Genomic DNA, 22,952 nt, shown 5'->3' on the forward strand with positions numbered 1-22,952 from the left:
CTTTAAGGTTTAACGGAACTCAAGACTGTCCAAAGGAATTACCGTGAACGGTTTCAGGGAATCGAACATGGCAACAGGACCGACAATCGAAATCGTCATCTTGCTCTTATCAAAATACTTAGCAATCATTGCCTGGACCTGTTCAGCAGTCACAGCATTGATTTCTGTCACATAATCTAAATAATGATCATCCGATTTGCCAAGTAATTCGCCCTTTGCAAAGATAGAAGCCGTTGAGGAAGGCGAATCAAAGAGGCTCGGCAAGCTTTCAACCAGGGACTTTTTCGCCTGAGAAAGTTCTTCAGGAGTCGGGCCGTCCTTTGCAAGCTTTTCCACTTCTTCAAAGATGAGCTTCATCGCAAAGTCCACCGTTTCCACCTTAGTCTGGAGTGCAATCGTCGTCATAGCGGTATCGCGGTAGTCGTTACCCACCGTGCTATAGACACTATAGGCAAGGCCTTCGTCGCTACGGACGCGGTTCATGAGTCTGGAGCTAAAGCTACCACCGCCAAGGATAAAGCTAGCTACCGCCGTCGGGTAATAATCCGGATGCGGACGCTTCACGAACGGCTGGTTCATAGTGATATTCGCCTGCGTGATATCCTTGTCGACCACATAGACGCCAGGCTTGCGGGCAAAAGTAAGCGGAACCGGCTTCGGTTTTTCTGCAGATGCTGCTTCGACCTTCCAATCGGCAAAGAACTTCTTGAGAGTCTTTACCGCAGATTCCTTGTCCACGTCACCGGCAAGAGCAAAGACGATACGCTTTGAGGAGAACACGCCCTTAGCAAGACGCTTCACATCGGCAGCGGTCACAGCCTTGTATTCTGCAGAATTGGCATCCCAAAGTCTCGGGTTCGGAGCGTAGTTCACCTTGGACTTGAGAGCAGAAAGCACCTTGGCAGGCGTTTCAAAACGGCGTTCATAAGCAGTAACATAATTCGCCTTCACGATTTCAAGCTGATTCTTGTCAAAAGACGGGTCCGTGAGTACTTTCTTTGCCAGTTCAAGCATCGACGGGAAGTCTTTCGAAAGGCAATTGATATCAAAAGCCGAGAGGAACGTACCAACGCTCGTGGAAATCGAGGCGCTTACAAATTCCAGAGAGTCTTCGAGCACATGCGGAGAAATTCCGCCACCAGAACCACGACGGATCATGGATCCCACCATTTCAAAAGCGGCTTCGTCCTTGAGGACCTGTGGCAAGTTGTTTTCTTCAAAATAGACCGTAAAATCCACCAGCGGGAGCGAACTGTCGCTCACAATGTAGCCCGTAATGCCCTCGGCGATTTGCACACTGAAATCTTTGGGATACGGTGCCACGTACTTATATTCCGGGAATTCAATCTTGCTATAATGCTCAGGCAAATTGCTCGGTTGCACAAAAGAACTGGAACTTTCCACAGCAACGGCATACATATCCGGCACATGTTTAACATGAGATGTCTTTTTAGGCATCATGGAACAAGACGTCATCGCCACTAAAGCCGCAATAGCAGCGGCAGGAATCATATAATTCGTTTTCATCAAGTAGAAAATAGTAAACTAATCGGGAACATTCCAAAATAGACCAACTATTTTAAGGTTTATCTATCCCCTTTCCGTAAATAGACATATATTAATACTTGAGCCTTCCTAGTGGCCACAACAAGCGTAGCAAGCCCACCTCCGGCTTCCGCACAGTTCTCCAGTCGAGACACAAGCCCCACCAGGAAGGCTTCTTCAATCCCTCCTATGAAAAAGACCCGACGCGAGCGCGCCGGGCCTTTTTTGTGAAAAACTAATGACCAACGACCATTGACCAACAACTAGCTAAATCTTCCATTGAGCTGTTTGCGGCGACGGCCGCGTTCCGAAATAACAGCCTCGATCAAGAACAGGAGGGCAGCAAGTCCAAGGAAAATCTGGTAACGGTCCTGGTAATTTTCCATGCGGTCACTGCTTTGGTCTTTCTTTTCGAGCGAAGCAATTTCAGTCAAGACTTTTTGCAACTGGAACTCGCCCGGGCTTGCGTAGAAGTAGAGCGCACCCGTCACACTAGCAATCTCCTGAAGCGTCCCTTCTTCGAGGCGGGTGGTCACGATATTGCCTTGCATGTCCTTCTTGTAGACACTACTGCCATTCTTGCTTTTGAGCGGTATAGGAACGCCTTCGCGGGAACCAATACCAATCGTATAAATTTTGATGCCGAGTTCTGCAGCTTCTTTTGCTGCATTCACAGCAGCGGCTTCAAGTTCTTCACCATCGCTCATGAGAATCATCACGGAATGCTGACTTGCGCCACCGGAGTTTTTGAACAAAGTCATACCCTTGCGGATAGCACTTTCGAGGTTCGTGCCCGGCATGAGCCAACCCGGATTCAGTTCGCGGAGCACCATCTGCACCGTACCGTAATCAAGCGTCAAAGGCACCATGACCTGAGCTTCACCACTGAACGCCACAAGACCCACGCGGTCTCCCGTAAGCGATTCCAAGAAAGCCGAAATTTCGTGACGGCTACGCACCAAGCGGTTCGGCTTCACATCTTCGGCAAGCATCGAAAGCGAAATATCCTGCAACAGCACAAGATCCTGACCACGGCGTTCCACATGTTCCATCTTGCGCCCCCACTGCGGACGGGCAAGAGCGACAAACAAGAAAGCTATGGCAAGGAGCAACAGCAAAACTTTAGTCAGGCGCCTCCACGGCGAAACGCTCGTCGAGAGCTTCGAAAGCATAGGGAGCGACACAAAGCGTGCCGCCAATTTTTTACGGCGATGGTAAGCATACACAAACAGAAGCGCAAATAGAGGCAGAGTAAAAAGGCCCCACAAAAAGTTCGGTTCGGCAAATCTCATTATCTACTCCGGTAAAACATCTTGTATCAACAAGCACCAAGAATATACAAAAGTGCAAGGGAAAAAGTTAAATATCGGTCATTAGTCATTAGTTATTAGTCTTTAATCAGATGCCTACGGTGCAATTCTAAAAACGATCGACCATTGACCAACAACCATTGACTAAGTTCAAAATTCTTTTCATAATGTCTTCATACGAAAAGCTTTCAAATAATTATATTTCAAGTCAAGGTTCAGGTTGCGAGAATGTCTTACATAGGCTTGATAGAAATCAACATCATCTGTATTGCGGTACTCATCATTACACTGCTGCAGTTCAAGGATAGTATTCTCAGGCATCTCGAAGAACGCATTCTCGGCTTTACCATCATCGACACCATCATTTACATCGTGTTGAGCACAGTAACCAAAATGCTGTACTCGGTTCACGCGCAAAGCGACCTATATACAAGCAACCAAAAGATTTGCGTCATTTACGCCGTCATGTACGCATTGAGCTTGAGTTCTTCGTTGTTGCTTGCCCAGCTGTGGTTCTCCTTCATCTTCCTCCGCATCCGCAAAAGCGTTTACTCTTACAAGCACCTGTTCCCGCTGTTTTCGACTCCGAGTATTATCGGCATATTCATCTGCATCGGCATCAGCATTTACGGATTTACCAACGACTGCCATACGACGTCGCTCCAGTTCAGGCGCCTTTTGCCATTCCTCATCGGGCTGAACTTCATTTACATCATCGCCACCATGGTTCTCGGCATCCAGCACGCCATCGCCCAAAGAAACTCCACGAACCGGAAAGAAGCCTTTTACCTCTCATTTATCGCTCTAGTTCCTAGCGGATCCTGCATTATCCAATATTTTGTCCCGAACATCCCGCTAACCGACCCAATTTTCGCACTCACGCTCCTGCACGTTTACGTCACATTGCTGAAGTACAGAATCACCTCGGACCCGCTCACGGGCGTGAACAACAAGATTCGACTGATCGACTATCTCCAGTACATCACACAGCACCAGGATTCAAGCAAGCGCCTGTTCATCCTCGTCATGGAAGTAGACTTTTTCAAGGATATCATCCGCAACTTCGGTTACGAAATGTCCGACCGCGTCATCGCAGACTTAGCATCGTTCTTCAAGCGCCAATGCAGAGGGCAAAACGCCTTTTTGGCAAGGACCGGCGACAACCAGTTCGCAATTGTCATGGAACGCGATGAAGTTTCTGAAATCGAATCATTCTGCCAAAAGCTCGTGCGCGAATGCGACCGCGACAGCATGCAATCCGACATGATGACCACGTGGAAAATTTCGTTCAGCCTGCATTACGCTGAAATTTCAAACATTTCCACAAGCAATATTTCTCAGATTTTCGCCGAAGCCAAAAAGAACTGCTACAAGCCAGAAACTCCGGCACCGAAGGATTAAAACAAGCACGTCATTCCGAGTCCGTTAGGACGATATAGAATTGTTAGCAACTTGTTGCTTTACAATTCTTAGGTTCGAAGGAGCAGAATCCAGTCATTTCTTGAAACTAGACTTTACTGGATGGGGGCAAGCCCCATGACGAGCTATCCCTTACGGGATTCTCACGAATCTGGTGTTCGCGAGGACGAGTTCAAGCAGAATAAGGAGCGCCCCGACCAAAAGCCACGGGTAGAATTTTTCGGCATAGCGGGCGTAAGCAATCGTTTCGATTTCCGTCTTTTCGAGTTCATCGATTTCAGAGTAAATCTTTTCGAGTTCAGCCTTGTTTTCGGCTCGGTAGAAACGACCTCCCGTCTTTGAAGCAATCGCCTTGAGCACGTCTTCGTCGATGCCCTCTTCAGGTGTAATGTCGCGTTCGCCCCAGGAAATTTCACCCGTCCACGGGTTCTGCTGGAACGAAAGGATCTTGCCGGACTTTTTGCCGACACCGACTGTATAGACCTTCACACCCAGGGACTTCGCCACTTCGGCGGCACGCACCGGCGGAACGACACTAGCGTTATCACGACCATCGGTCAAGAGAATCACAACGCGGGACTTGGCATCGGACATCTTGAGCCTTGCGAGAGCGTTCATCAAACCGTCGCCAATAGCGGTCCTGTTATTCACAAGCGTATCACGAGCAAGGTCGTCGCTAGCCTTCAAGATTTCGAGCAGGGAACCGTAATCCATTGTAAGCGGGCACTGCGTAAACGAACGAGCGCCAAAAGCCGAAAGCCCTATTCGGTCGCTATGGCGTTTGCCAATGAATTCGGCAATCACGTCCTGCGCGTAACCAAGGCGGCTGTATTTCCAATATTCACCTTTTTTCAAGATGCGTTCGGCGTTCATCACACCAAGCTTTGCCTGTTCGGTACGGGTAAGCATGTCGAGCGTCCCCATAGACCCCGAGACGTCAAGCGCAAGCATGATATCGACACCATCCGTCGAAGTGTATTCGACTTCCATCGCGTTCTGCGGGCGTGCAAGCGCCACCACAAAGCAAATGAGGGCTGCCAAACGAAGCGCAGGGACGATATGCCTAAACTTCACACGACGGCTCGGCACAGCCTTCTTTGCAAGCGCTAGTGCCGGGAACTTGATTGTACTCTTGCGACGCTGCTGGCGGTAAACATAAAGCGCAATCAACAGCGGAACAAACAACAACAGCCAAAAGGCTTCGGGATTTTGAAAATGAAGGGCTCCAATATCCATTTCAGCTCCAAAATAACGAAAAACGGTAAATTACACGCAAGAATATACAATTTAGTGGCTGTAGAAACTTGTGTTTTGGAGATTTTTTAAATAATAAAAGGCGTGTGGTTACTGGTCATTAGTCAATGGTCAATAGCCATTGGTTAAACTACAGCACCAGCATGAGTCCGTCGACGCCGAGCACAGTGAGGCAAGAGACCGCAGCAACAGTCACGAGTCCACCACCGAAGAGCGAAGCGACCACTGCAGCAAGGAGCGCACAGGCGCCCGTCAAGCGGCTATCCGTCGCAAAGAAGATTGCTGGCACGGTCATAGCGCTGAGCACGGTATAGGGCACGTAAGCGAGGAACGAGCTCCAGAACACGCTCTTGAGCTTTTTACGGAGCAAAATGAACGGTACCGCACGCAAGAATAGCGTCACACCAGCCATCACGAGCAAGTAAATCAGGTAGGTCTGCATGTCGATATTCATTTGGCAACCTCGTCATCTGCATTGACGTTTTGCATCGGGAAGAGCCATGCCGCAATAAAGGACGCCACAAGTGCGCAAATGATAATTGCAAAACCGACTGACACGCCGCTCAGCGGCGGGAAGAACTTGAATGCGCAACTGAGCGCCACAGCAATCACGACCGCAAAAACCGTCGGGCCATGCACCTTCATCTGCGGTACAACAATCGCGACAAACATGCCATAAAGCGCAACACCAAGGGCATTAGTCACCATTGCCGGGAGAATTTCACCGCAAATCGCACCGACCAACGTTCCAAGCGACCAGCCAATGTAAGGGAGCGTCGAAAGCCCAAGGAAGTATATCGGCGTCACACGCTTCTGCGACATCGCCACCGCAAAAATCTCGTCCGTGATGCCCGTCGCGAGCAAAAGGCGCTTCACCGTACCAAAATCCGGCGAAACCTTCTGAGAAAGTGAAATTGCCATCAGCGAATAGCGAAGGTTGATAAAAAACGTTGCAAGCGCCATCTCAATAAACGTGCCGGCAGCATCCGCCATGATCTGGAGCCCAGCAAACTGACCAGCCGAGGTCAAGTTCGTCATGGATATAAGTGTCACAAGCGGCCACGAAAAGATCTTCGAGCCTGCGATACCAAAAGAGAACGAAACGGCAAAGTAACCAAGCCCAATCGGGGAACCGTCTTTTAAGCCCTTCAAATAACTCATGGGCGCAAAGATAGCATTTTTAAGAGACTTTGGGGCAATCTATGCAAATATTTAAATACATGCAATTTTAGTAGGAAGAAGCCCCAAGCATAAAAAAAGCCCGCAGCGTTAAGCCGCGGGTCCAACATTCTTGAACGTTCAACAACTAGTTTTCGCCGTTGCGCATTTCAGTCTGTTCACGGTCCATCGTGTGCTGCAAGTATTCCTTGAAGTCACGGTCGATGTTCACACCGTCGAAGTCGATGTCGTCGTTTTCCAACACGAACACGGCGCTCGGGTTATCGAGCCAGCCCACAATGTCCACGTCTTCCAACTTCATGGACTTGTCGCCAGCCTTCTGGGCAACGTATTCAACCTTGGACTTCGGAACCCAGCCCTGACCGCAGGCGCCCTTCACGAGGACTTCGGTATCACCTTCTTTCAACACGGTCATTTCGTCATTGAAGCTAGCCGTGCAAACAACGGAGCCACCATCTTTTTCTTTGGTGAGTTCCACATCGCCCAGCTTGGACTTAACCTTCTTGGCTGCAAAGGAAGAGGCAACCAACAAAGCGAAGGCGACAAACATAATTTTTTTCATCATTTTCATAGCGAATCCTCAAAACAAGGGAAATATTCAACAATGCAATACGAATATACCTTTTATTTTGCCAATCCGTTGCATTTTCTTTTAAATTTTTACGCAATGAAGAAGATTTTTTCAATTATCGCTATTATCCTCGTTCTAACCGCCGGTTTCGCGTATTTCCACGTAAATCAACGGTTGAGCGCCGTTTCACTCAACGAAAATACCGTCATTTTGGAGATTCCAAAGGGCAGTTCCCCAACAAAAGTTTTACAAATTTTACAAGAAAAAGGGGTCTGGACAGACGACCTGGCGTACACTTTGTGGTGCAAAATTAACAAACCGTCCCTCAAAGCAGGCTGGTACGAGGTCCCCGCCCACCAGACGCTCGATGAACTCGCCGAACTGTTCCAAAGTGGCAAAAGCGCCGTCCGCAAGGTGACCATCCCCGAAGGTAGAGCCTCCTGGGAGATCCCCGCCTACATCAAAAAGAGCTTCCCGAACCTCGACACCTCCCGTTGGAATAAACTAGTCCAGGACCCGAAGTTCGCCCACTCGCTCGGCATCGAAGGGAACTCGCTTGAAGGCTACCTCTTGCCGGACACCTACCCGTTTGCCATCAACTCCGACGAAGAGTCCATACTGCGACAGATGGTCGCCGCCAACTTCAAAGTCCGCGACGAAATGAAACAGCGTAAAGGCTCCAAGTGGGAAACGCTTGGCAACTGGCACCGCGTGTTGACGCTCGCCAGCGTGGTCGAAGAAGAAACGGGCATCCCGGATGAACGTCCGCTCATCGCTGGAGTTTTCCATAACAGGCTCCGCATCGGCATGCCTCTCGGAGCAGACCCGACCGTGCGGTTCATCTTCAAAAACTTGACCGGACCTATCTACAAGAGCCAGTTGAATAGCGACAGCCCCTACAACACCCGCAAATTCCCGGGACTCATGCCGGGACCGATTTCCAATCCGGGACGCAAGGCAATCGAAGCAACGCTCTTCCCCGATAAGACCGAAGCAATTTACTTTGTTGCAAAAGACGACGGTTCGCACACGCATTTCTTTAGCACGAACCTCGCCGACCACAACAAGTATAAAGATGTCGCCGCTAAGAACCGCGGCGAGAAAAAATAATTAGACGAGAGAATAAAGAAATCATAAATCATCCCTCTCTAGTCTCTCGTCTGCAGTCCGCTTTAGCGGACGTTCTTTCGTCTAAAAAAGATTGTAATCACCGATTCGTATAAAGTATCGGTATTCTTTAAAGCGTTTGACATCGCTAAAATTGTCCGTATCCACAATACGGTTTAACCCAGCATAAACCGTAAATGAACGATACTTATAGCGGAGCGCCGGTTCAAAAACAAACTTATTAGAATTCAGCTTTGCAGTCGCCTTGTCTTCGAAATCATGGATATAGGCGAACGAAAGCCAAGCTCCAAAACCGTAACGGTGAACGCCACCATTTAGACGAAGCATCGCATAGCCATGCGTTGCAAGCTCAGGGTCCTGCCAATCCTCGGACCACGGCGTTGCCGCCACATGCAGGCGATAACGGTCGTCCATAGCCGTATTATCAAAGTTCTTCGGGAACTTAAAATGTCCATCGCGGTAAGCATCAAAGCCCATCGCCGCACCAACCGTTACAGAAGTATTCGATGTTGGAGAATAGGAATACCGACCGTCAAAAGAATAAGTACCGTAAATCGGACCTCTCTGGTGGAACCCGACACCAATCAAGTTCAAGCCCAAATAAGCATTTGCAGCAAAGCCCTTAGACGCAAACCAGTCGTCATCGACGCCACTCAACAAGGAATAGTGAACGCTCTGCGTTACAGGAGTCGTCTCATAATTGCTGCTTGTGTTGACATATTCATCATCAAAGAAATCGACTTCCGGTACAGCACTTGGGGCAAGTTCGAATTCGCGATTGCCAAACAGGAACTTGACCTCAACGGATTGCATATCGTCGAATGCATACCTTGCCGACAAGAAAAGATCATTGCGCTTTTCGTATTCAATGCGATTTTCTTCAGGGATATTGTCTTTTTCGAAAGTCTTCAAAAAGCGCAAATCCATCAAGTCATAACCAAAGCTGAACTTCCAACGGTGACTGATCAAATTCGACAATTCCAAACGCGGACGGAATCCATAAGAAGACATGCCGTAAAAGCCAGCCAACTTCAAATTTATTTCCATCTGGTTCACGTAATTCAGAGAAATCTCACCATAGGCATTTGCACCAATCACGTTAGAGCCAAAGCCGCCAGCCGCCACATCGACAGTCGGATGCACGCCCACATCAATCAGCAAGTCCCCATCGGGCTGCATATTGAACGAAACGGTGTCATACGGCACTTTAGAGGCAATGGCATAGGCAAAATTTTTCGGAGCCACAAAACCCGTATCTTTGGGATTCCAATAAGACGCCACAGACGAATGGAGCTCCGCCGAAAGACTATCAAAAACCGGGTTAAATTCAAACCACGCATCGGACTTTTGCTTTTCGGAATATTCACGACGCCCATCGACCACAGGGATGATTTCACGCAGACCATGTTCCACCGCCGTGAAGCCAGCCTGAATCATAGACTTGCGGGATGTATCCCGAATAGAATGCGGCCTCACAAAAATGCCCTGATCGACCAACTTCGACAAGATGTTCTTCTTAAGCGTTCGCGTTTCCACGTTTCCATCAAGTTCAAAACGCACCGGATCGGAAACAACAATCAGCGATGCTTCTTGTGGATTCTTGGACAACGGGAGTGCAAGGTACGGACAAAGTTCACCAGATTTTTCGTTCCCTGCAATCGGAAGCGACGCTACGATATCAGCGTATGACGGATTTTCAATGAGGCTATCGCAAGTGGAAAGCGTAAAGGGAATACGGTAAGTACCACGCTGGCGGTATAATGATTCTTCAAAGCGAAGGCGCGAAAGAGAGCGCTCAATAGAGGCGGTATCGGGCACAAGCGCATGCATGCTGCGATAGACATTCCCTGCCGTATCTGCATAGAACGAGAACCTTTGACGAAGCGACGGAATCCCCTCCACAGAAATCGGGAGGCTAAAAGCATCGTGTTCCGTTTTATCATGAATCGTATTCACGCCAACAAATTCGGCAATCGTAGAATCCATCATCAAGCGCTGGATATCGTCAATCGAGACGCCGAGCGACCAAAGAGCCCCCATCCAGGCGCCCCACGAAGTGGCGACAATGGAATCGACAGGAATCTTGTATTCTTCCAAAGCGTACAAAGCGCCCAAATGGAACCATGGCGAACGCTCGCCACCGCCGAGATAAAGCACAGACTTGGTCTTCTTGGCCTGCAGCGAATCGGGAACAAGCTGCATAGCGCTCAAAAGCGTTTCATCAGCAGAATGTGCCGCCTCTACAGGCGCCACGTAAACAGAGGCAATCGCCGCCGTCAAAAGGAGCGTTTTTTTAAGCCAGCCGAGCGGGGTTGGAAACATACCGACCTGCCTCTGCGGCTGTCACATAGTTAGAGCGAACCAGTTCCGCCAAGCAATCATCCATCAAAAGCATGCCTTCGGAAGCAGAGGACACCATCACGGACGGAAGTTTGAACTGTTCACCGCTGCGAATGTAAGCAGCCACGTTTTGCGTGTTAAAAAGGATTTCCCAAGCAGAAACGGTTCCACCGCCTTCTGCCGCTGCGGGTAAGAGTCTCTGCACGACAACCGCCTTGAGAGCAGCCGCAAGCATCGTACGGACAAGGTCTCGATTTTCGGGAGTGGCAGCGGAAAGGAGAGCATCGACAACGCCAACGGCGTTACCCGCCGTCACGTTCATGACCACCAAGGCGCCCGATTCTGCAGCACGTAAAATGGAAATCAACGACGAGCCGTCAAAATCGCCAAGCCAGAAAAGATCTGTTCCACTGCGAAGACCCTGTTCCAACTTTTCGGAGGTCGAGCCGACCGTATTCACAAGCTTTAAGCTTTCACCCGTTTTCACAGGCAGTTCACGGCTTTCATCCAAATCGCAGAACCGCAAAATGCCAGAACTGCACAAAGCCGAAACATAAGACGTCGCTGAGACCGTTTTCCCGGAGCATGCGGGTCCTGCAAAAATCACGAGACCGGAACTGAGACCGAGCAAGCTATCAAGCGAGGCAGGCGCGCCAAGAGCCGTAAAATCCGGACATTCCGCCATAAGCGGGCGGAAAATTGCCGCATTGCCAAGCGCTTCGCGGAAGTACTTCACGCGCCACTTGGTGTTTACCCAAGGGCCACCGACAAACGTTCCGGACTCGCCATCAAGCGCGCCTAAAAACTCAAGCAGAGAACCAAACGGGAGTGCTGTAGATTCGGGGACCGCACACACGCGACCCGCAAAGCGCACCGCCGAAGGAGCGCCTTCAGTCACAATCAATTCGCTCGCCCCGATGTTCAAGGCGTATTCCAAAAGAGATTCAATTTCTGATGCCATGATGAACCTCGCTAAACCTTGCGGTAAGACGCAAAACGGCGGCTGTCGTTTGCACGTTTCCAGGCTTCGTTGCCTTCGATGTAACCGGATTCTACGCACATCTGCAAAGAATCGTCGAGCGTAATGCCTTGATCTTTCTGGTTGCTAATCGCAGAGAGGATCTGCGACACATCGCACTTGCGGATCATGCCCGCAATCGTCGACGTGACCTTCATTGCTTCGGTTGCAAGCACAAGTCCCTGATTTTGCACCGCCGGAATCAAGTGCTGCACGATGACACCCTTGAGCTGTTCAGCAAGCGAGCACGCAAAGGCACTGCGGTTCTCGCTCGGCACAGACATGAGGAGGCGCGAAAGAAGCGCGTTGATGTTGTTGCCGCTCGCGACTGCAAACACGAGAGCACCCGCGTTCGAAGCCTGCATGAGCAGGGAAAGTTCTTCCATCGTTTCGAGATGGTCAAAGAGAATCACGTCGGCGCCGGTGCGGATGGCGAGTTCGATGCCTGCGGCACCGGAGCGCACATGCAAGCCAACTTCGCGCTGGGCGATGGAGCCGTTCGGATTCTGGAGCAAGCGTTCAATCGGCTTTTCGACCGTCTGGATGAACACCTGACGATTCGCAGCAATGCACTCGGCAAAGGCGGTCATCGTCGTGGAGCGGCCGCTCGACGACGGGCCCGCAATGAGCACAAGCCCGCTATTGAGCGTCGCAAACTGCATGCTGAATTCGGGCAAGTAAAGATTTTCGAGCGCCACCGATTCCATCGGAATGATGCGAATGGAAATGCTCGGCGTGACGTCGTTCCACGTCACGGAAATGCGGGCGCGACCGGCACCGGGGAGGCCCATTGTCTTACTGAAATTGCGACCGACCACAATCTTGTAGCCGTCTGCAAAGCCTTCGGCGGCTTCGGTCAGGCGGTCCATCAAGTGCGTTTTTTCGAGCACCTTTTCGGACGCGATAAAGAGCTTGCCAGATTGGCGCATGGTAATCTGGCGGTCGGCGTAAAGGTAAACGTCCGTGACGTTAAACTTGCGGGCGTAAGCGATGATTTTTGCAAGCGGTGTAATCGGATGCAAGACATCGGGAGCTTCAACGGCTTCGCCTTCGCCGGTAGCAACGGCGAACTGCGACGGAAGTTCTTCGGTCGCAGTTTCTTCGGCGGGCGTTTCGCTTTCGACCGGAACTTGCACGCTCGCCATGCTCGTCGTTTCGAGACCTTCGACTTTTTCGATGACGACCGTCGAAGATGAGGCTTCGCCGTAAAGGCTGCTGTTGCCTTCAATCTTTATAGCAGGTTCTTCCTCCGGCTGCGGAGCAGGCGCAGCAGAAACTGCGGGAGCAGGCTGTGCGGGAGCGGCAGAATGCGCCGGGGACGAGGGCTGTGCAGGTGTTGATGCGGAATGCGCCGAGGCTGTAGCAGGCGCAGACGGAGACGCCGCGGGCTTTTCAACAGGCTTTTCAGCAGGCTTCGCGCTTTTCGCTTCGAGGTTCTTCACAAAGGTAAGAACCTTATCGTACATGGACTGTTTCAAGATTCCCGCACGAACAAGAACCTGACCGATATCCATCGAGTCGGAGATTTCGCCCCAGTGAGCCTTGACCTGGTCCTCGGACACAACCTTGTTGTGCACAAGGACTTTTGCCATGTACTGATTTCTCATAGGAAATCCCTCCGACTAAACCACCAACTTGCAATTGCCAAAAACACACCGATGTAACCAAGAGCATACACACTGTTCCAGAACACATACATGTCCGGGAGTGCCACTCCATGCACCACATAGTTCGTCACGTTAAAGCGATAAAGTCCAGGGAATACGGCGTGAATCACGACAGCAGCCTTTTCAAGAATGGCTGAAGACGTTCCCTGCAATTCGCCCATGCGGCTTGCAAACCTGACCTGTTCCAAGAGTTGGTCGCTCAAGTGGCCCGCAAAATAAACACCAAGCGTAAAGAGAGCCGAGAGCACCGTGCTACTGAAACTGCTGAATAGGAGTGCGACCGCAATCACGACCGCCATCTCGCAGAAGATGAGATAGATTGCCGTCAGGAGGCTCACCGTCGGGCTAGAATTTGTAATCCACAGAATCGCATAATAGATTCCCGTGAGGAGCACGAGATGCACAGCGACAACCGCCAAAAGCCCAAAGTACTTGCCCACGATAAACGCGGCACGGCTAATGGGCTTTGACAAAAGCGTGAGCACCGTACGGCGCTGGATTTCCTTTTGCACAAGGCTAATGCCCACGAAGATGGAAATCAAAAGGCCCGAAAGGCTCATCACCGAAAGCGTCGTGGACTTGATGACATAAGCGCGGTCAAACACCGACCACTCGCCAAGCACAATGCTAAAAAGCGTAAGTGCAATCGCCAAAAAGCCAATGTTATAAAGAATCTTATCGCGAATGGATTCGCGGAACGTATTGAGGGCAATAATGCCGATATGCTTAAGCGTCTGCACGGGCAATTTCCTCCGTCAAAATATCTTCGAGACTCGGACGCTTGTGGTCCATCTTTTCTACGGCAATCCCGTTCGAGAGGCAGAAGCCGAGCAAACGGTCGCGGGCGACATCGTCGGCGCAGATGTATTCTTGCGGGTGACCGGTAAGCGTTACACCGCGAGGCAAGTCCGCTTCCAAAATAGCCTGGCGCGTCCGCACATGATATTCCACACCGCAGGATTCCGTGATATCATCGACGGTCCCTTCGCGGACAATCTTGCCATCGACAATCATCGCCACGCGGTGGCTGATGCTTTCCACGTCGCTCAATAAATGGCTCGAATAGAAAATCGTCACGCCATCGCGGTTGAGCTGCTGGATAGCCTCGCGCACGTCGCGACGTCCCATCGGGTCCAGGCCGCTCATCGGTTCGTCGAGAATCAAAAGCTTCGGCTTGCCAAGAATCGCCTGGGCAATGCCCACGCGCTGCATCATGCCCTTGGAATACGAACGCAAGCGGCGGTCGATCCAGTCCTTGTTCGCGTGCAAAAGTTCAAGAGCCCAGCCAATGCGGGATTCGAGTTCCGCACCCTTGAGGCCCACGAGCTTTCCGTAAAAACGCAAAAGTTCACGACCCGAGAGATAATCGTAAAAATACGGCTGTTCCGGAGAATAACCGATATACTGGCGGCTCTTCACATCGCGCGGGCTGATGCCGTTTACAAGCACCTTGCCCGAATCAAAATTCAAAAGTCCCGTCAGAACCTTGATCGTGGTGGACTTGCCCGCCCCGTTAGGTCCAATAAATCCATACACCTTGCCCGCTTCGACTTTGAAGCTCACATCCTTGAGCGCAAGCTTCGGCTTCATCGTAAAGCCACTGCGGTACGTCTTGTGCAGGTGCTCAATTTCAATCATCAAATCGCTCATACACGCAATCACTTGTTAGAATTTTCGTCGGAATCGCTAGTTGCATCTTCGCTAGACTCATCATCGGAATCGCCGAGGCCAGCCGCCTTGTAAGATTCTTCAATTTCACGACGGCGACGATCCGCCTTCTCTTTCTTGTTGATGAAAAAGTAAATGACGGCACCGATCAAATACACGATAATGCCCGAATAGAAAATCGGGTTGATAGATTTGCCCTCAAGACCGGGGAAAACGTTCAAAATAATTTCGTGACCAAAAAGCGAAAGCAGCACCAAGATAAAACCGAGCACCCTAAGCACATGAGTGACAATCACAATTTTTTGCATCGTAAACCTCTAAACGATGCCGTACAACCCGCACGGCATTCACATTTTGAATATATGTATTTATAGATGAAAAAGGCGAGCAAAATCGCGAATATCGTGCGATTTTAAGCGATTTACACGCAAAAAAGGCCTTGCGGCGGGATGCGTTCTGTTCAACGAATATATTTATAACGGCCTAGAAGGTCGAAATAACGAGCTTTCGTAGAAGTTCTTATCACTGGGCGACGTTTTTTAATGGCCGTAATTTCGTCATTTGAATGATAACGCATAAAAATCTGCCTATAATGTATATCCCCATTTTTTTCTTCAAACACAAAACCATTATCTGATTTTTTATAAGCATACTTGTAATCTGAGGTATCTTTGCCGTCTTTATATTCTTCACATTCGTAATCATCATTAGAATTTCCAACTATATAAAAATATCTAGTTGAAGGATGGTCTGTATTATAATGATTTATCTCCATAAATACAACGGAATCATTTCTAAGAACCATCTCGCTATAGTACTCATCATTTAAAACACCAGACGAGTAAGAACGTATCCATCGAGATTTATAGTTCTTGGCTATTTTAGTTATTATGTCCACACTAAATAGACCATCTTTATATTGTTTTTCAACAAAAAACAAAGTGTCTTTATAAGAAGAATCGGAAAAAAGAATTTCGCCCCCTTTTTTTGAAAGAACCTTTTCATCTAACGAGCGATAAAAATTATAAGCAGTCGTATCGACAACATCACCGATATATATAGTCACAAATCGTTCAATTATTTTATTGCGATAATAATACTTGCCTACATTTTCATAATTATGATCTTTACCTAAATTAACTTTTTCATAAACTGAATCTATTTGAGGCTCTCCCTCAACTGGATAATAATCAAAACCTTTTCTTTTGAAATAAGCCTCTGTACATGTATTTGCGGCAACATAAGACGTCAAAAGCAACAAAAAAATCAGAATATTCTTCATATTACACTCCTCCAAACAGAATACAACTTATCTATGCTAATAAATATAATTAAAATATTATCAAAGCAAAAAGAAAGTCACCCTAAACAAGCATGATAGGGGCGAAAGCCGTTCAGGGTGACCTAGAAAAAAATTACTTGACTTTGACGCAGCGGACGGAGGCAGCGATGGTCTTGTTGTAATGTTCGTACGTTACTTTATCCTGTACGCGGACCATCACAGCGCGGGATTCGTCGAATGCATCAGCAGTCCAGAAGCTTGCACTCACGTTTTCGTCGGCAAACTTGCCATCGTAATAGCGGAAGCCATCCTTGCCGATGTTGAGCGCCTTGAGGTCAGCCTTTTCAAAGTCAGCCTGTTTCGGGAGTTCCCAGCCTGTGGGGCATGCGTCATTGGCGGATTTCCAATCGTAGAGGCGGCCATACTTTTTGCAGTTGTCGAGGTTATTGCCGTAGCAGTAACTGGAATCAAAATTCAGAAGGTTGGCGTTTTCAGCCATCCACACGCGGCCACCCGTTTCGACGGTGGAATAGGTCTGGCCTTGGCATTTGAGCGTCTTGGCGAATTCATCGTAATGGCAGTTTTCAACTTTTTCGCATGCAGTAAATGCAATTGCGGTTACAAAAAGAGCCAATACGGCAACGAACTTGAACTTCATATGTTCAATCTCCTTAAGATTGTTTTTTTGACTTTTTCAAGAGCTCTTTTTTTTCGGGCACAAATGTAGATGGAATTAGCCGTTTTGACTAATACTTTCTTTCGATTAGATTCATAATTAAAAATTATGAATTAGGGTTTTTCTATAAGGAGCTATCCCTTTACATGTATTGCGGCGGCGAATTCTTTGAGAAGTGCAGGATCGTTGACTTTTTCCCAAAGGGTGCCTGTGACGATGATCTGGGCGCCGGCGGCAACGCGGACGGCTGCGGTCTGCGGGTCCTTGATTCCGCCACCGGTGATAATCGTCATTTCGGTTGCCTTGCGGGTGTAGGCGATGTGTTCGACCGGCACAGGTTCTTCTGCACCGCTACCCGCTTCGAGGTAAACGTAGCGCATGCCCATGAGTTCTGCGGCGATGGAATTCACCATGCTGAGTTTCGGCTTGTTGGCCGGCACCGGCATCGTGTTGCTGATGTATTCGACCGTCGTGCGCTTGCCACTGTTGATGAGCTGGTAAGCCGTCGGGATGGCTTCCATGTTGAGTGCACGCACGAGAGCACCACCGCGCACCTGTTCGTCAATAAGGTAGTTCGGATTGCGACCGCTCACGAGCGTCATGAAAAGCATAGCATCAAAGCCAGGAACGACCTGAGAAGCGCCACCCGGGAAAAGAATCACCGGCAAGTCGACCGCAGCCTTGAGGGCTGCAACCTGCTTTGGGAGCGTGAAATTGCCGAGGTAAGAACCGCCGACCAAAAGCAAGTCTGCACCATTTTCCGCAGCCATCGTGCCAGCCTTGACAAAGGCGGCTTCGTCCGAAGTATCCGGATCCAAGAGCACAGCAAAAAGTGCACCGCGCTTTTCGATATCAGCATTCAAACGGAGTTCAGTCTTACCAGGTTTCATAACAATTCCTTTTCACACATAATGCGCAAGATAGAGTAAAGATACAATATTTCCTCAAAAAAAGGAGGCAGACCGAAGCCCGCCTCCTCCTTTTCCTCCTCTCTTTTCCTATCCTCCCAAAGCAAATTCACGTCTAGGCAAGGATATCTGATTCTTCTGATGTTACACCTGTCATAACAACCTCCTTTAATTTTTGACGCATCGGATACTTATACGCACATCCGGATCATCAGACACTCGGTAATCATACGGCTTCCAGTTATCCATTGTAAACGACCACACAGACCAAGAACCCGCTTCATCCTGTTGCAAGAATGTCATGTATTCCATAGTGATATCGCCAAATCCAATCTGGTGCAAATACCTAGAGGCATACCACCCAAAGCCCTCATACACTTCAAATTGTTCTCTGCAATCATGGGAATAACATTCACCACTTTCTTTTTCAGCAAAGTAAAACACACGAGACCATTCCTTACGTGTCGGGATATGCCACCCGTCCGGGCAAAGCCCCTGGAAACGTCCATTTTCCATTACAATCGAATCGCCACCAATGACGTCAGAAACAGCGTATCCCGCATAAGTTTCCCAATACGAGGAATCACGCGAATTGATGTATTCTTCAAATTCACCATCGCGGCCCTGATTTTTAACAAAGAAAGCCGAATCAATTCCCAAAACAGGCTGAATAAGCGAATCGCTATACCTCAGGTTTTCAGCAAGCCAGGTATAAGTTGAACCCTCGAAACTGTACGTTACCGTCTTATAGACCTTTCCATCGCGAGCATCCGTCATCGTCCCTTTCGTAATGGAGAAAGCTTCTTCCAGCTGTTCCGGGGTATTCTTATCCAAAATAGTCCACGCTCCCGACACACACGTAATGTCCTTAAATAGCCTGGATTCACACGGGAGTTCCTCGGTATGCCCCTCCAGTTCCGGCGTACATTTTCCAAGCCCATAAAGGGTCGCCAAGAAACCATCCAAAAATGCGGAATTCCCATAACCGGCACTCATACCAGTTCTGAACGAATAAGCACTCGCCGCAAAATAATCCCTTATCGAATCTACCGATGTAAGCGTTCCCGATGTTCCAAAAGCATCCGCGATGATCAAAGGAGAACTTTTCCTCAACCAGCAAATTATAAACGCATTCATATAAAGCATCGCGGTTTCATATTTCGGCTTTTTCAGATAGGAGCCATCGTCGAAAGAAAAGACACCATCCGGCAAGCCCAAGGATTCAAGAATTTCACGATCAGCCTGTTGTTTTGCAGCCGCGAAGTCCATTCCTTGACGGACAAGATAACGCAAGCGAGCGGTCTCCAAATAAGTCATGATGTTGATATCAACGCCACCAGAATCCCGCACATCAACGATTGCGCTATAGGTTATGGTGTACTCTCCCCAATTTTCATTATACTCATCGAAAGACCATGTTCCGTCCCATTTCCAATAACCGTCCTCTACATACGGCGCTATTTCAAGCATGACATACGGACTATTCAACGAAACACTGTCAAAGCTGAATTCGCCATTATACCCCTGGCACTTGGCATAATAAAACACGCCTGTCGTGTCCAAAGTCACTGAATCCAATTCAGCCATCCTTATGATGGTTCCTTTTTTGGCAGAGATGCTCCACGTACCCATAGCAGAGCTATCGACGACTTCAGAACTTTCAACATTACGTGCAATCAATTTTGCGCTACCCGAGACAAATACATTCGGGAGCAACGCCTGGATGCCTGGTTCCTCAGATGATCCGCCTAAATCGCAAGTTTCTTCGGTGGAACCGCCCAAAGAACAACCGGCAAGCGCTACAGCAAACAACGTAGCGATGGCAATGTTTATTTTATTTAAAAACATGATATCCTCCTAACCCTTTTTAACACTCTTTTTTGTCAACGGAAAGAACTGAACGTTCAGTCGGTAGACCTCGTCCGTTTCGTCATCGCGCGTGGCAATCGCTATGATGCGTTTGCGAAATGCGGCGATTTCTTCAACAATTTCATCGTAGGCAGATTGCGTGATACCGAGCGTGAGGCCAGAAAAATGGCGTTCATCTTGCGGCACACCTTCAATAGCATCAAGAGCAAACTCACCCATCTTGCGATGCATCCCGCGAACCGCCACAGGAGTCACATCCATTGGTCCTGTCGTTACGGATTTTTCAGTCTGTACGTAATTGCCATTTTCGTCTTTTTGCAGCAAATTCGCCTTGACCAGAAAGCTCAGCGATTCGCTGACTTCGGCGGCGGTAATATCCGGTCGGCAAGCTTTAGCAAGCGCAAGCGGTTTTGCCCCCGGCATGGCTGGAGCTAGTTCACGGAGCACCGGATTTTTCCAGCTATTGAAATAGCGGAAAGAATCTCCCTCAAGAATTCTCACCTTGTGGATGTCGGCGATGGCAAGCATTTTGTTGAAAATGGACTTTTTCTCTTCGTCCGTTTTGGCATGGTCGAACTTGACCATTTCGCAAAAATAATCCAGCTCGTAATTTACAAGACCCATCGCGAACGCAACTTGACCTGCTGTTTCTTCGCTCAAGTTAGAGCGGCCTTCGCTCACGTATTTAAGGAACACTGGCGACGAAAAACCAGCCGCTCGCGTAAAAGTTTGCCAAGTAAACGAGGATTTCGCCTTTTTCTCAGCGTAGTAATCCGCGATGTATTGGTGATAGTTTGTGTACTCTAGTACATCCTTCATTGTTTCCTCCAAACAAAACAGCCTCTTGGTCCGAAGACCCGTGTTGTTTCCAATTTGAAATATAGCCTACAAAATTCAAAAAGTCAATAGTTTTATGATAAATAATTCATGTTTTTAAATAAATTTAGGCATTTTTACAAATATTCTATAAAAATCTATCAATTTTAAGGATATAAATAAAATAATCAAATAAAAGAAAAAAGAAGACGGGGCGAACCCCGTCTTCCCTTTTCCTCCTCACCTTATTGTCTCTCCCAACAAAAATCGCCCATGTTACGTCGGAAGAATCAATTTTTGATGCAGCGGACAACAACCTCCGTGTTCGGAGCGTAAAAAGGAACATTTCCATTTTCATCCCAATCTGGCACAAAGCCATTTGCGATATAGTAGTATAGTGACGGTCCTCCTACAGGAATTTCCGCATCAGGAATCGAAGCAAACCTAGCCCCGTCAAGGACGGTTCCAACATCAAGATTCCACTCCGGTCCATTCGATTCAACACGATTCCTCGTCCTCGGTTTCACAAAAGCAAAACCACTTCCTTCATCATCAAGCGCCGCACCTAAACTTTTGATTTTTTCAGACAAGATATTCCAATCTTCCTTATTAGGAATCCTCCATCCATCTGGGCACACACCCTGATGATTTGCTGGCTTCGATGGAGTAACCAAACCAGACAAATCCATACGGCATCCCCTCCAATATCGCCTAGAGCAATACTCATAAACATTAGCAGCCGTATCAAGATACAAGCATTCACCCGTAGACGATTTTTGCGAACAATATTCATACGCAACGTCCGGACCATCACGGAAATCTCCAGGATATTTATGATAGAATATTCCTTCAGTTTCATAAAATCTTTCAGGCAAGCAAGCTTCTTCAACAAATACTTCTTTCAAAGAATCTACCGTATTTCCATCAACCTCCACAAAATCAAGCACAACAGACGTCATCGCCAAGGAAGCCCAATCCACGTTTACCGCAGCGCGCCACGTATAAAAGCGTCCAAACAATTCACATGACGGGTCTCCATTCCAGCATCTCGTATTCCCCGGCAAATTATTCGCAACACCATTGACGTTTGCAGAAACACTATCAACAAAATTGAGATTCTCAGCCATCCAAGTTTGCGTAACGTTACCCCAATTATACGTCACAGTCTTATAAGTTTTGCCATCTCGATCATCAACCATAGAACCCGTTGTATAATCGACTTTCTTTTTTCCCGGCACCCATTTACCCGAATGGCATACAATCGAAGCTCTATCAATACGGCTTGTATCGTTCTCTCGAGAGTCCGTGCATCGACCAATATCACGCAAACGCGCGTAATAGCCTATTTCGTACACAAGAGTTTTGACCGTATTCTCATAAGTCTTTTCCGCAGCAGAACCCAAAGCGGCAACCATAGCAGGAGAAACGCCATAATAATAATATTCAATATTATACGGCAAATCGTCTATAATTCCAGATTCCCAACGGACTATATCGCCCATCATTTTTATTACATAAGACAATTCGCCCCTAACGCTCTTAGCATCTTCAAAGCTTCCTAAATCTTCATAGACACCATAATTTCCAAGAATTTCACTTTCTGCTTTTTTACTGGCATCATCAAAAGACATCCCCTCTGCGAAATATTTTTTCAACAGCGGAGTTTTCATATAAGTTAACGAATTAATGCTAATTTCACGATTTTTTCGCACATCGACAACAGCATTCAAAGGTACAGGATACATCGTGGAATCCAAAACCCCACAGCTAGAGGGCAAAGCCGCCGCCCAGGAGGAATCTTCAGCGATCAAAGCGTCATAATCACACGGAACATCACGAAATTCAGGATATGACGAAGACCCCCAAACACCACGTTCATGACAATCAAACGCAATGCAAGAATCTTGAATTCCAATTAACACATACGGGCTCGCCAAAGACGAATCCAGCAATTCAAACCGACCTTCATCATTATCAATTGTATCCGTAAAAGTACGCCCCGTTGGATCAAGCGTAAGCGGGTCCAATTCTTGAATAATCACGACCGTTCCTTTTGCAGCATTCAAATAACCGTCATTACTTTCGGGCACCGAATCATGCCCTTTCAAGTCCATCACTTTGGGAACCACATCGCCCACGCGACCCACCAAGGCATAGACACCTTGTTCCTCCGTGTAGCCGCCGTCTTGCGCAAGCGGAGAAACGCTAGGTTCATCAGAACAAGCTGCAAACATAAAGGCCAGCAGCATAGCCATTTTGCAGGCAACCAGCCCGCTGAATTTAGAGTAATTCATATTTCCTC

At 48.3% G+C, this 22,952-nt stretch carries 20 protein-coding genes; 2 read left to right on the forward strand and 18 right to left on the reverse strand.

Annotated elements, in window-relative coordinates; all coding sequences use genetic code 11:
- Nucleotides 1-9: 9 nt before the first annotated feature.
- The gene (locus B9Y77_RS08705) at nt 10-1,527 is read right to left on the reverse strand and encodes a M16 family metallopeptidase (RefSeq protein ID WP_085491247.1); all 1,518 of its coding nucleotides are present in this window, start codon (nt 1,525-1,527) and stop codon (nt 10-12) included.
- Nucleotides 1,528-1,808: 281 nt separating this feature from the next.
- Nucleotides 1,809-2,837, reverse strand: a complete 1,029-nt coding sequence (locus B9Y77_RS08715) for a vWA domain-containing protein (protein WP_085491248.1) — start codon at nt 2,835-2,837, stop codon at nt 1,809-1,811.
- A gap of 246 nt (nt 2,838-3,083) precedes the next feature.
- Here B9Y77_RS08715 and B9Y77_RS08720 point away from each other — a divergent pair, with 246 nt between their 5' ends.
- Nucleotides 3,084-4,256: a GGDEF domain-containing protein gene (locus tag B9Y77_RS08720; protein WP_085491249.1), complete on the forward strand. Its 1,173-nt coding sequence runs from the start codon at nt 3,084-3,086 to the stop codon at nt 4,254-4,256.
- 150 nt (nt 4,257-4,406) lie between these two features.
- Here B9Y77_RS08720 and B9Y77_RS08725 read toward each other — a convergent pair whose 3' ends face one another.
- From B9Y77_RS08725 to B9Y77_RS08740, 4 genes are all read right to left on the reverse strand, one after another.
- Entirely contained in the window at nt 4,407-5,510 is a 1,104-nt protein-coding gene (locus B9Y77_RS08725; RefSeq protein WP_085491250.1) for a vWA domain-containing protein, read from the reverse strand.
- Nucleotides 5,511-5,658: 148 nt separating this feature from the next.
- Nucleotides 5,659-5,982 (reverse strand): AzlD domain-containing protein, encoded by a 324-nt coding sequence (locus B9Y77_RS08730; RefSeq protein WP_083555496.1) that lies wholly within the window; start codon nt 5,980-5,982, stop codon nt 5,659-5,661.
- Nucleotides 5,979-6,689, reverse strand: a complete 711-nt coding sequence (locus B9Y77_RS08735; RefSeq protein ID WP_073423713.1) for an AzlC family ABC transporter permease — start codon at nt 6,687-6,689, stop codon at nt 5,979-5,981. Before B9Y77_RS08735 ends, B9Y77_RS08730 begins: the two co-directional genes overlap by 4 nt.
- Nucleotides 6,690-6,834: 145 nt before the next feature.
- Nucleotides 6,835-7,278, reverse strand: coding sequence for a hypothetical protein (locus B9Y77_RS08740; RefSeq protein ID WP_073423714.1), 444 nt, complete (start codon nt 7,276-7,278; stop codon nt 6,835-6,837).
- A 96-nt stretch (nt 7,279-7,374) separates the two neighbouring features.
- Here B9Y77_RS08740 and mltG point away from each other — a divergent pair, with 96 nt between their 5' ends.
- Nucleotides 7,375-8,388 carry an endolytic transglycosylase MltG gene (gene mltG, locus B9Y77_RS08745; RefSeq protein ID WP_254899974.1) on the forward strand — a complete coding sequence of 338 codons (1,014 nt, stop codon included), beginning with the start codon at nt 7,375-7,377 and terminating at the stop codon, nt 8,386-8,388.
- Nucleotides 8,389-8,469: 81 nt separating this feature from the next.
- On the opposite strand, the gene B9Y77_RS08750 is transcribed toward mltG, so the two are convergent.
- The 12 genes from B9Y77_RS08750 to B9Y77_RS08805 all read right to left on the reverse strand — a co-directional run bounded on the left by B9Y77_RS08750 (nt 8,470) and on the right by B9Y77_RS08805 (nt 22,944).
- Nucleotides 8,470-10,728: a patatin-like phospholipase family protein gene (locus B9Y77_RS08750; protein WP_085491252.1), complete on the reverse strand. Its 2,259-nt coding sequence runs from the start codon at nt 10,726-10,728 to the stop codon at nt 8,470-8,472.
- On the reverse strand, nt 10,700-11,707 hold the full coding sequence (locus tag B9Y77_RS08755; protein ID WP_085491253.1) for an ATPase, T2SS/T4P/T4SS family: 1,008 nt from the start codon (nt 11,705-11,707) through the stop codon (nt 10,700-10,702). Before B9Y77_RS08755 ends, B9Y77_RS08750 begins: the two co-directional genes overlap by 29 nt.
- Nucleotides 11,708-11,718: 11 nt before the next feature.
- A complete protein-coding gene (locus B9Y77_RS08760; protein ID WP_085491254.1) occupies nt 11,719-13,371 on the reverse strand; it encodes a type IV pilus twitching motility protein PilT in 1,653 nt (550 codons plus the stop codon).
- Nucleotides 13,368-14,171 (reverse strand): ABC transporter permease, encoded by an 804-nt coding sequence (locus B9Y77_RS08765; RefSeq protein WP_085491255.1) that lies wholly within the window; start codon nt 14,169-14,171, stop codon nt 13,368-13,370. The genes B9Y77_RS08760 and B9Y77_RS08765 overlap by 4 nt, the downstream gene beginning before the upstream one ends.
- Nucleotides 14,158-15,069: an ABC transporter ATP-binding protein gene (locus tag B9Y77_RS08770; protein WP_085491475.1), complete on the reverse strand. Its 912-nt coding sequence runs from the start codon at nt 15,067-15,069 to the stop codon at nt 14,158-14,160. Before B9Y77_RS08770 ends, B9Y77_RS08765 begins: the two co-directional genes overlap by 14 nt.
- 20 nt (nt 15,070-15,089) lie before the next feature.
- Nucleotides 15,090-15,407 (reverse strand): hypothetical protein, encoded by a 318-nt coding sequence (locus tag B9Y77_RS08775; protein WP_085491256.1) that lies wholly within the window; start codon nt 15,405-15,407, stop codon nt 15,090-15,092.
- Nucleotides 15,408-15,559: 152 nt separating this feature from the next.
- Complete coding sequence (locus tag B9Y77_RS08780) at nt 15,560-16,381, reverse strand: hypothetical protein (RefSeq protein WP_085491257.1); 822 nt, start codon at nt 16,379-16,381, stop codon at nt 15,560-15,562.
- 133 nt (nt 16,382-16,514) lie between these two features.
- Nucleotides 16,515-17,039, reverse strand: coding sequence for an FISUMP domain-containing protein (locus B9Y77_RS08785; protein WP_085491258.1), 525 nt, complete (start codon nt 17,037-17,039; stop codon nt 16,515-16,517).
- Between the two features lie 152 nt (nt 17,040-17,191).
- The gene (locus tag B9Y77_RS08790; RefSeq protein WP_085491259.1) at nt 17,192-17,947 is read right to left on the reverse strand and encodes a phosphoglycerol geranylgeranyltransferase; all 756 of its coding nucleotides are present in this window, start codon (nt 17,945-17,947) and stop codon (nt 17,192-17,194) included.
- Between the two features lie 186 nt (nt 17,948-18,133).
- A complete protein-coding gene (locus tag B9Y77_RS08795) occupies nt 18,134-19,813 on the reverse strand; it encodes an FISUMP domain-containing protein (protein WP_085491260.1) in 1,680 nt (559 codons plus the stop codon).
- A gap of 9 nt (nt 19,814-19,822) precedes the next feature.
- The gene (locus B9Y77_RS08800) at nt 19,823-20,653 is read right to left on the reverse strand and encodes a TIGR02147 family protein (protein WP_073423724.1); all 831 of its coding nucleotides are present in this window, start codon (nt 20,651-20,653) and stop codon (nt 19,823-19,825) included.
- Between the two features lie 287 nt (nt 20,654-20,940).
- Nucleotides 20,941-22,944: an FISUMP domain-containing protein gene (locus tag B9Y77_RS08805; protein WP_085491261.1), complete on the reverse strand. Its 2,004-nt coding sequence runs from the start codon at nt 22,942-22,944 to the stop codon at nt 20,941-20,943.
- Nucleotides 22,945-22,952: the final 8 nt, after the last annotated feature.

The sequence above is a fragment of the Fibrobacter sp. UWB13 genome (assembly GCF_900177805.1).
Classification (GTDB): Bacteria; Fibrobacterota; Fibrobacteria; order Fibrobacterales; family Fibrobacteraceae; genus Fibrobacter.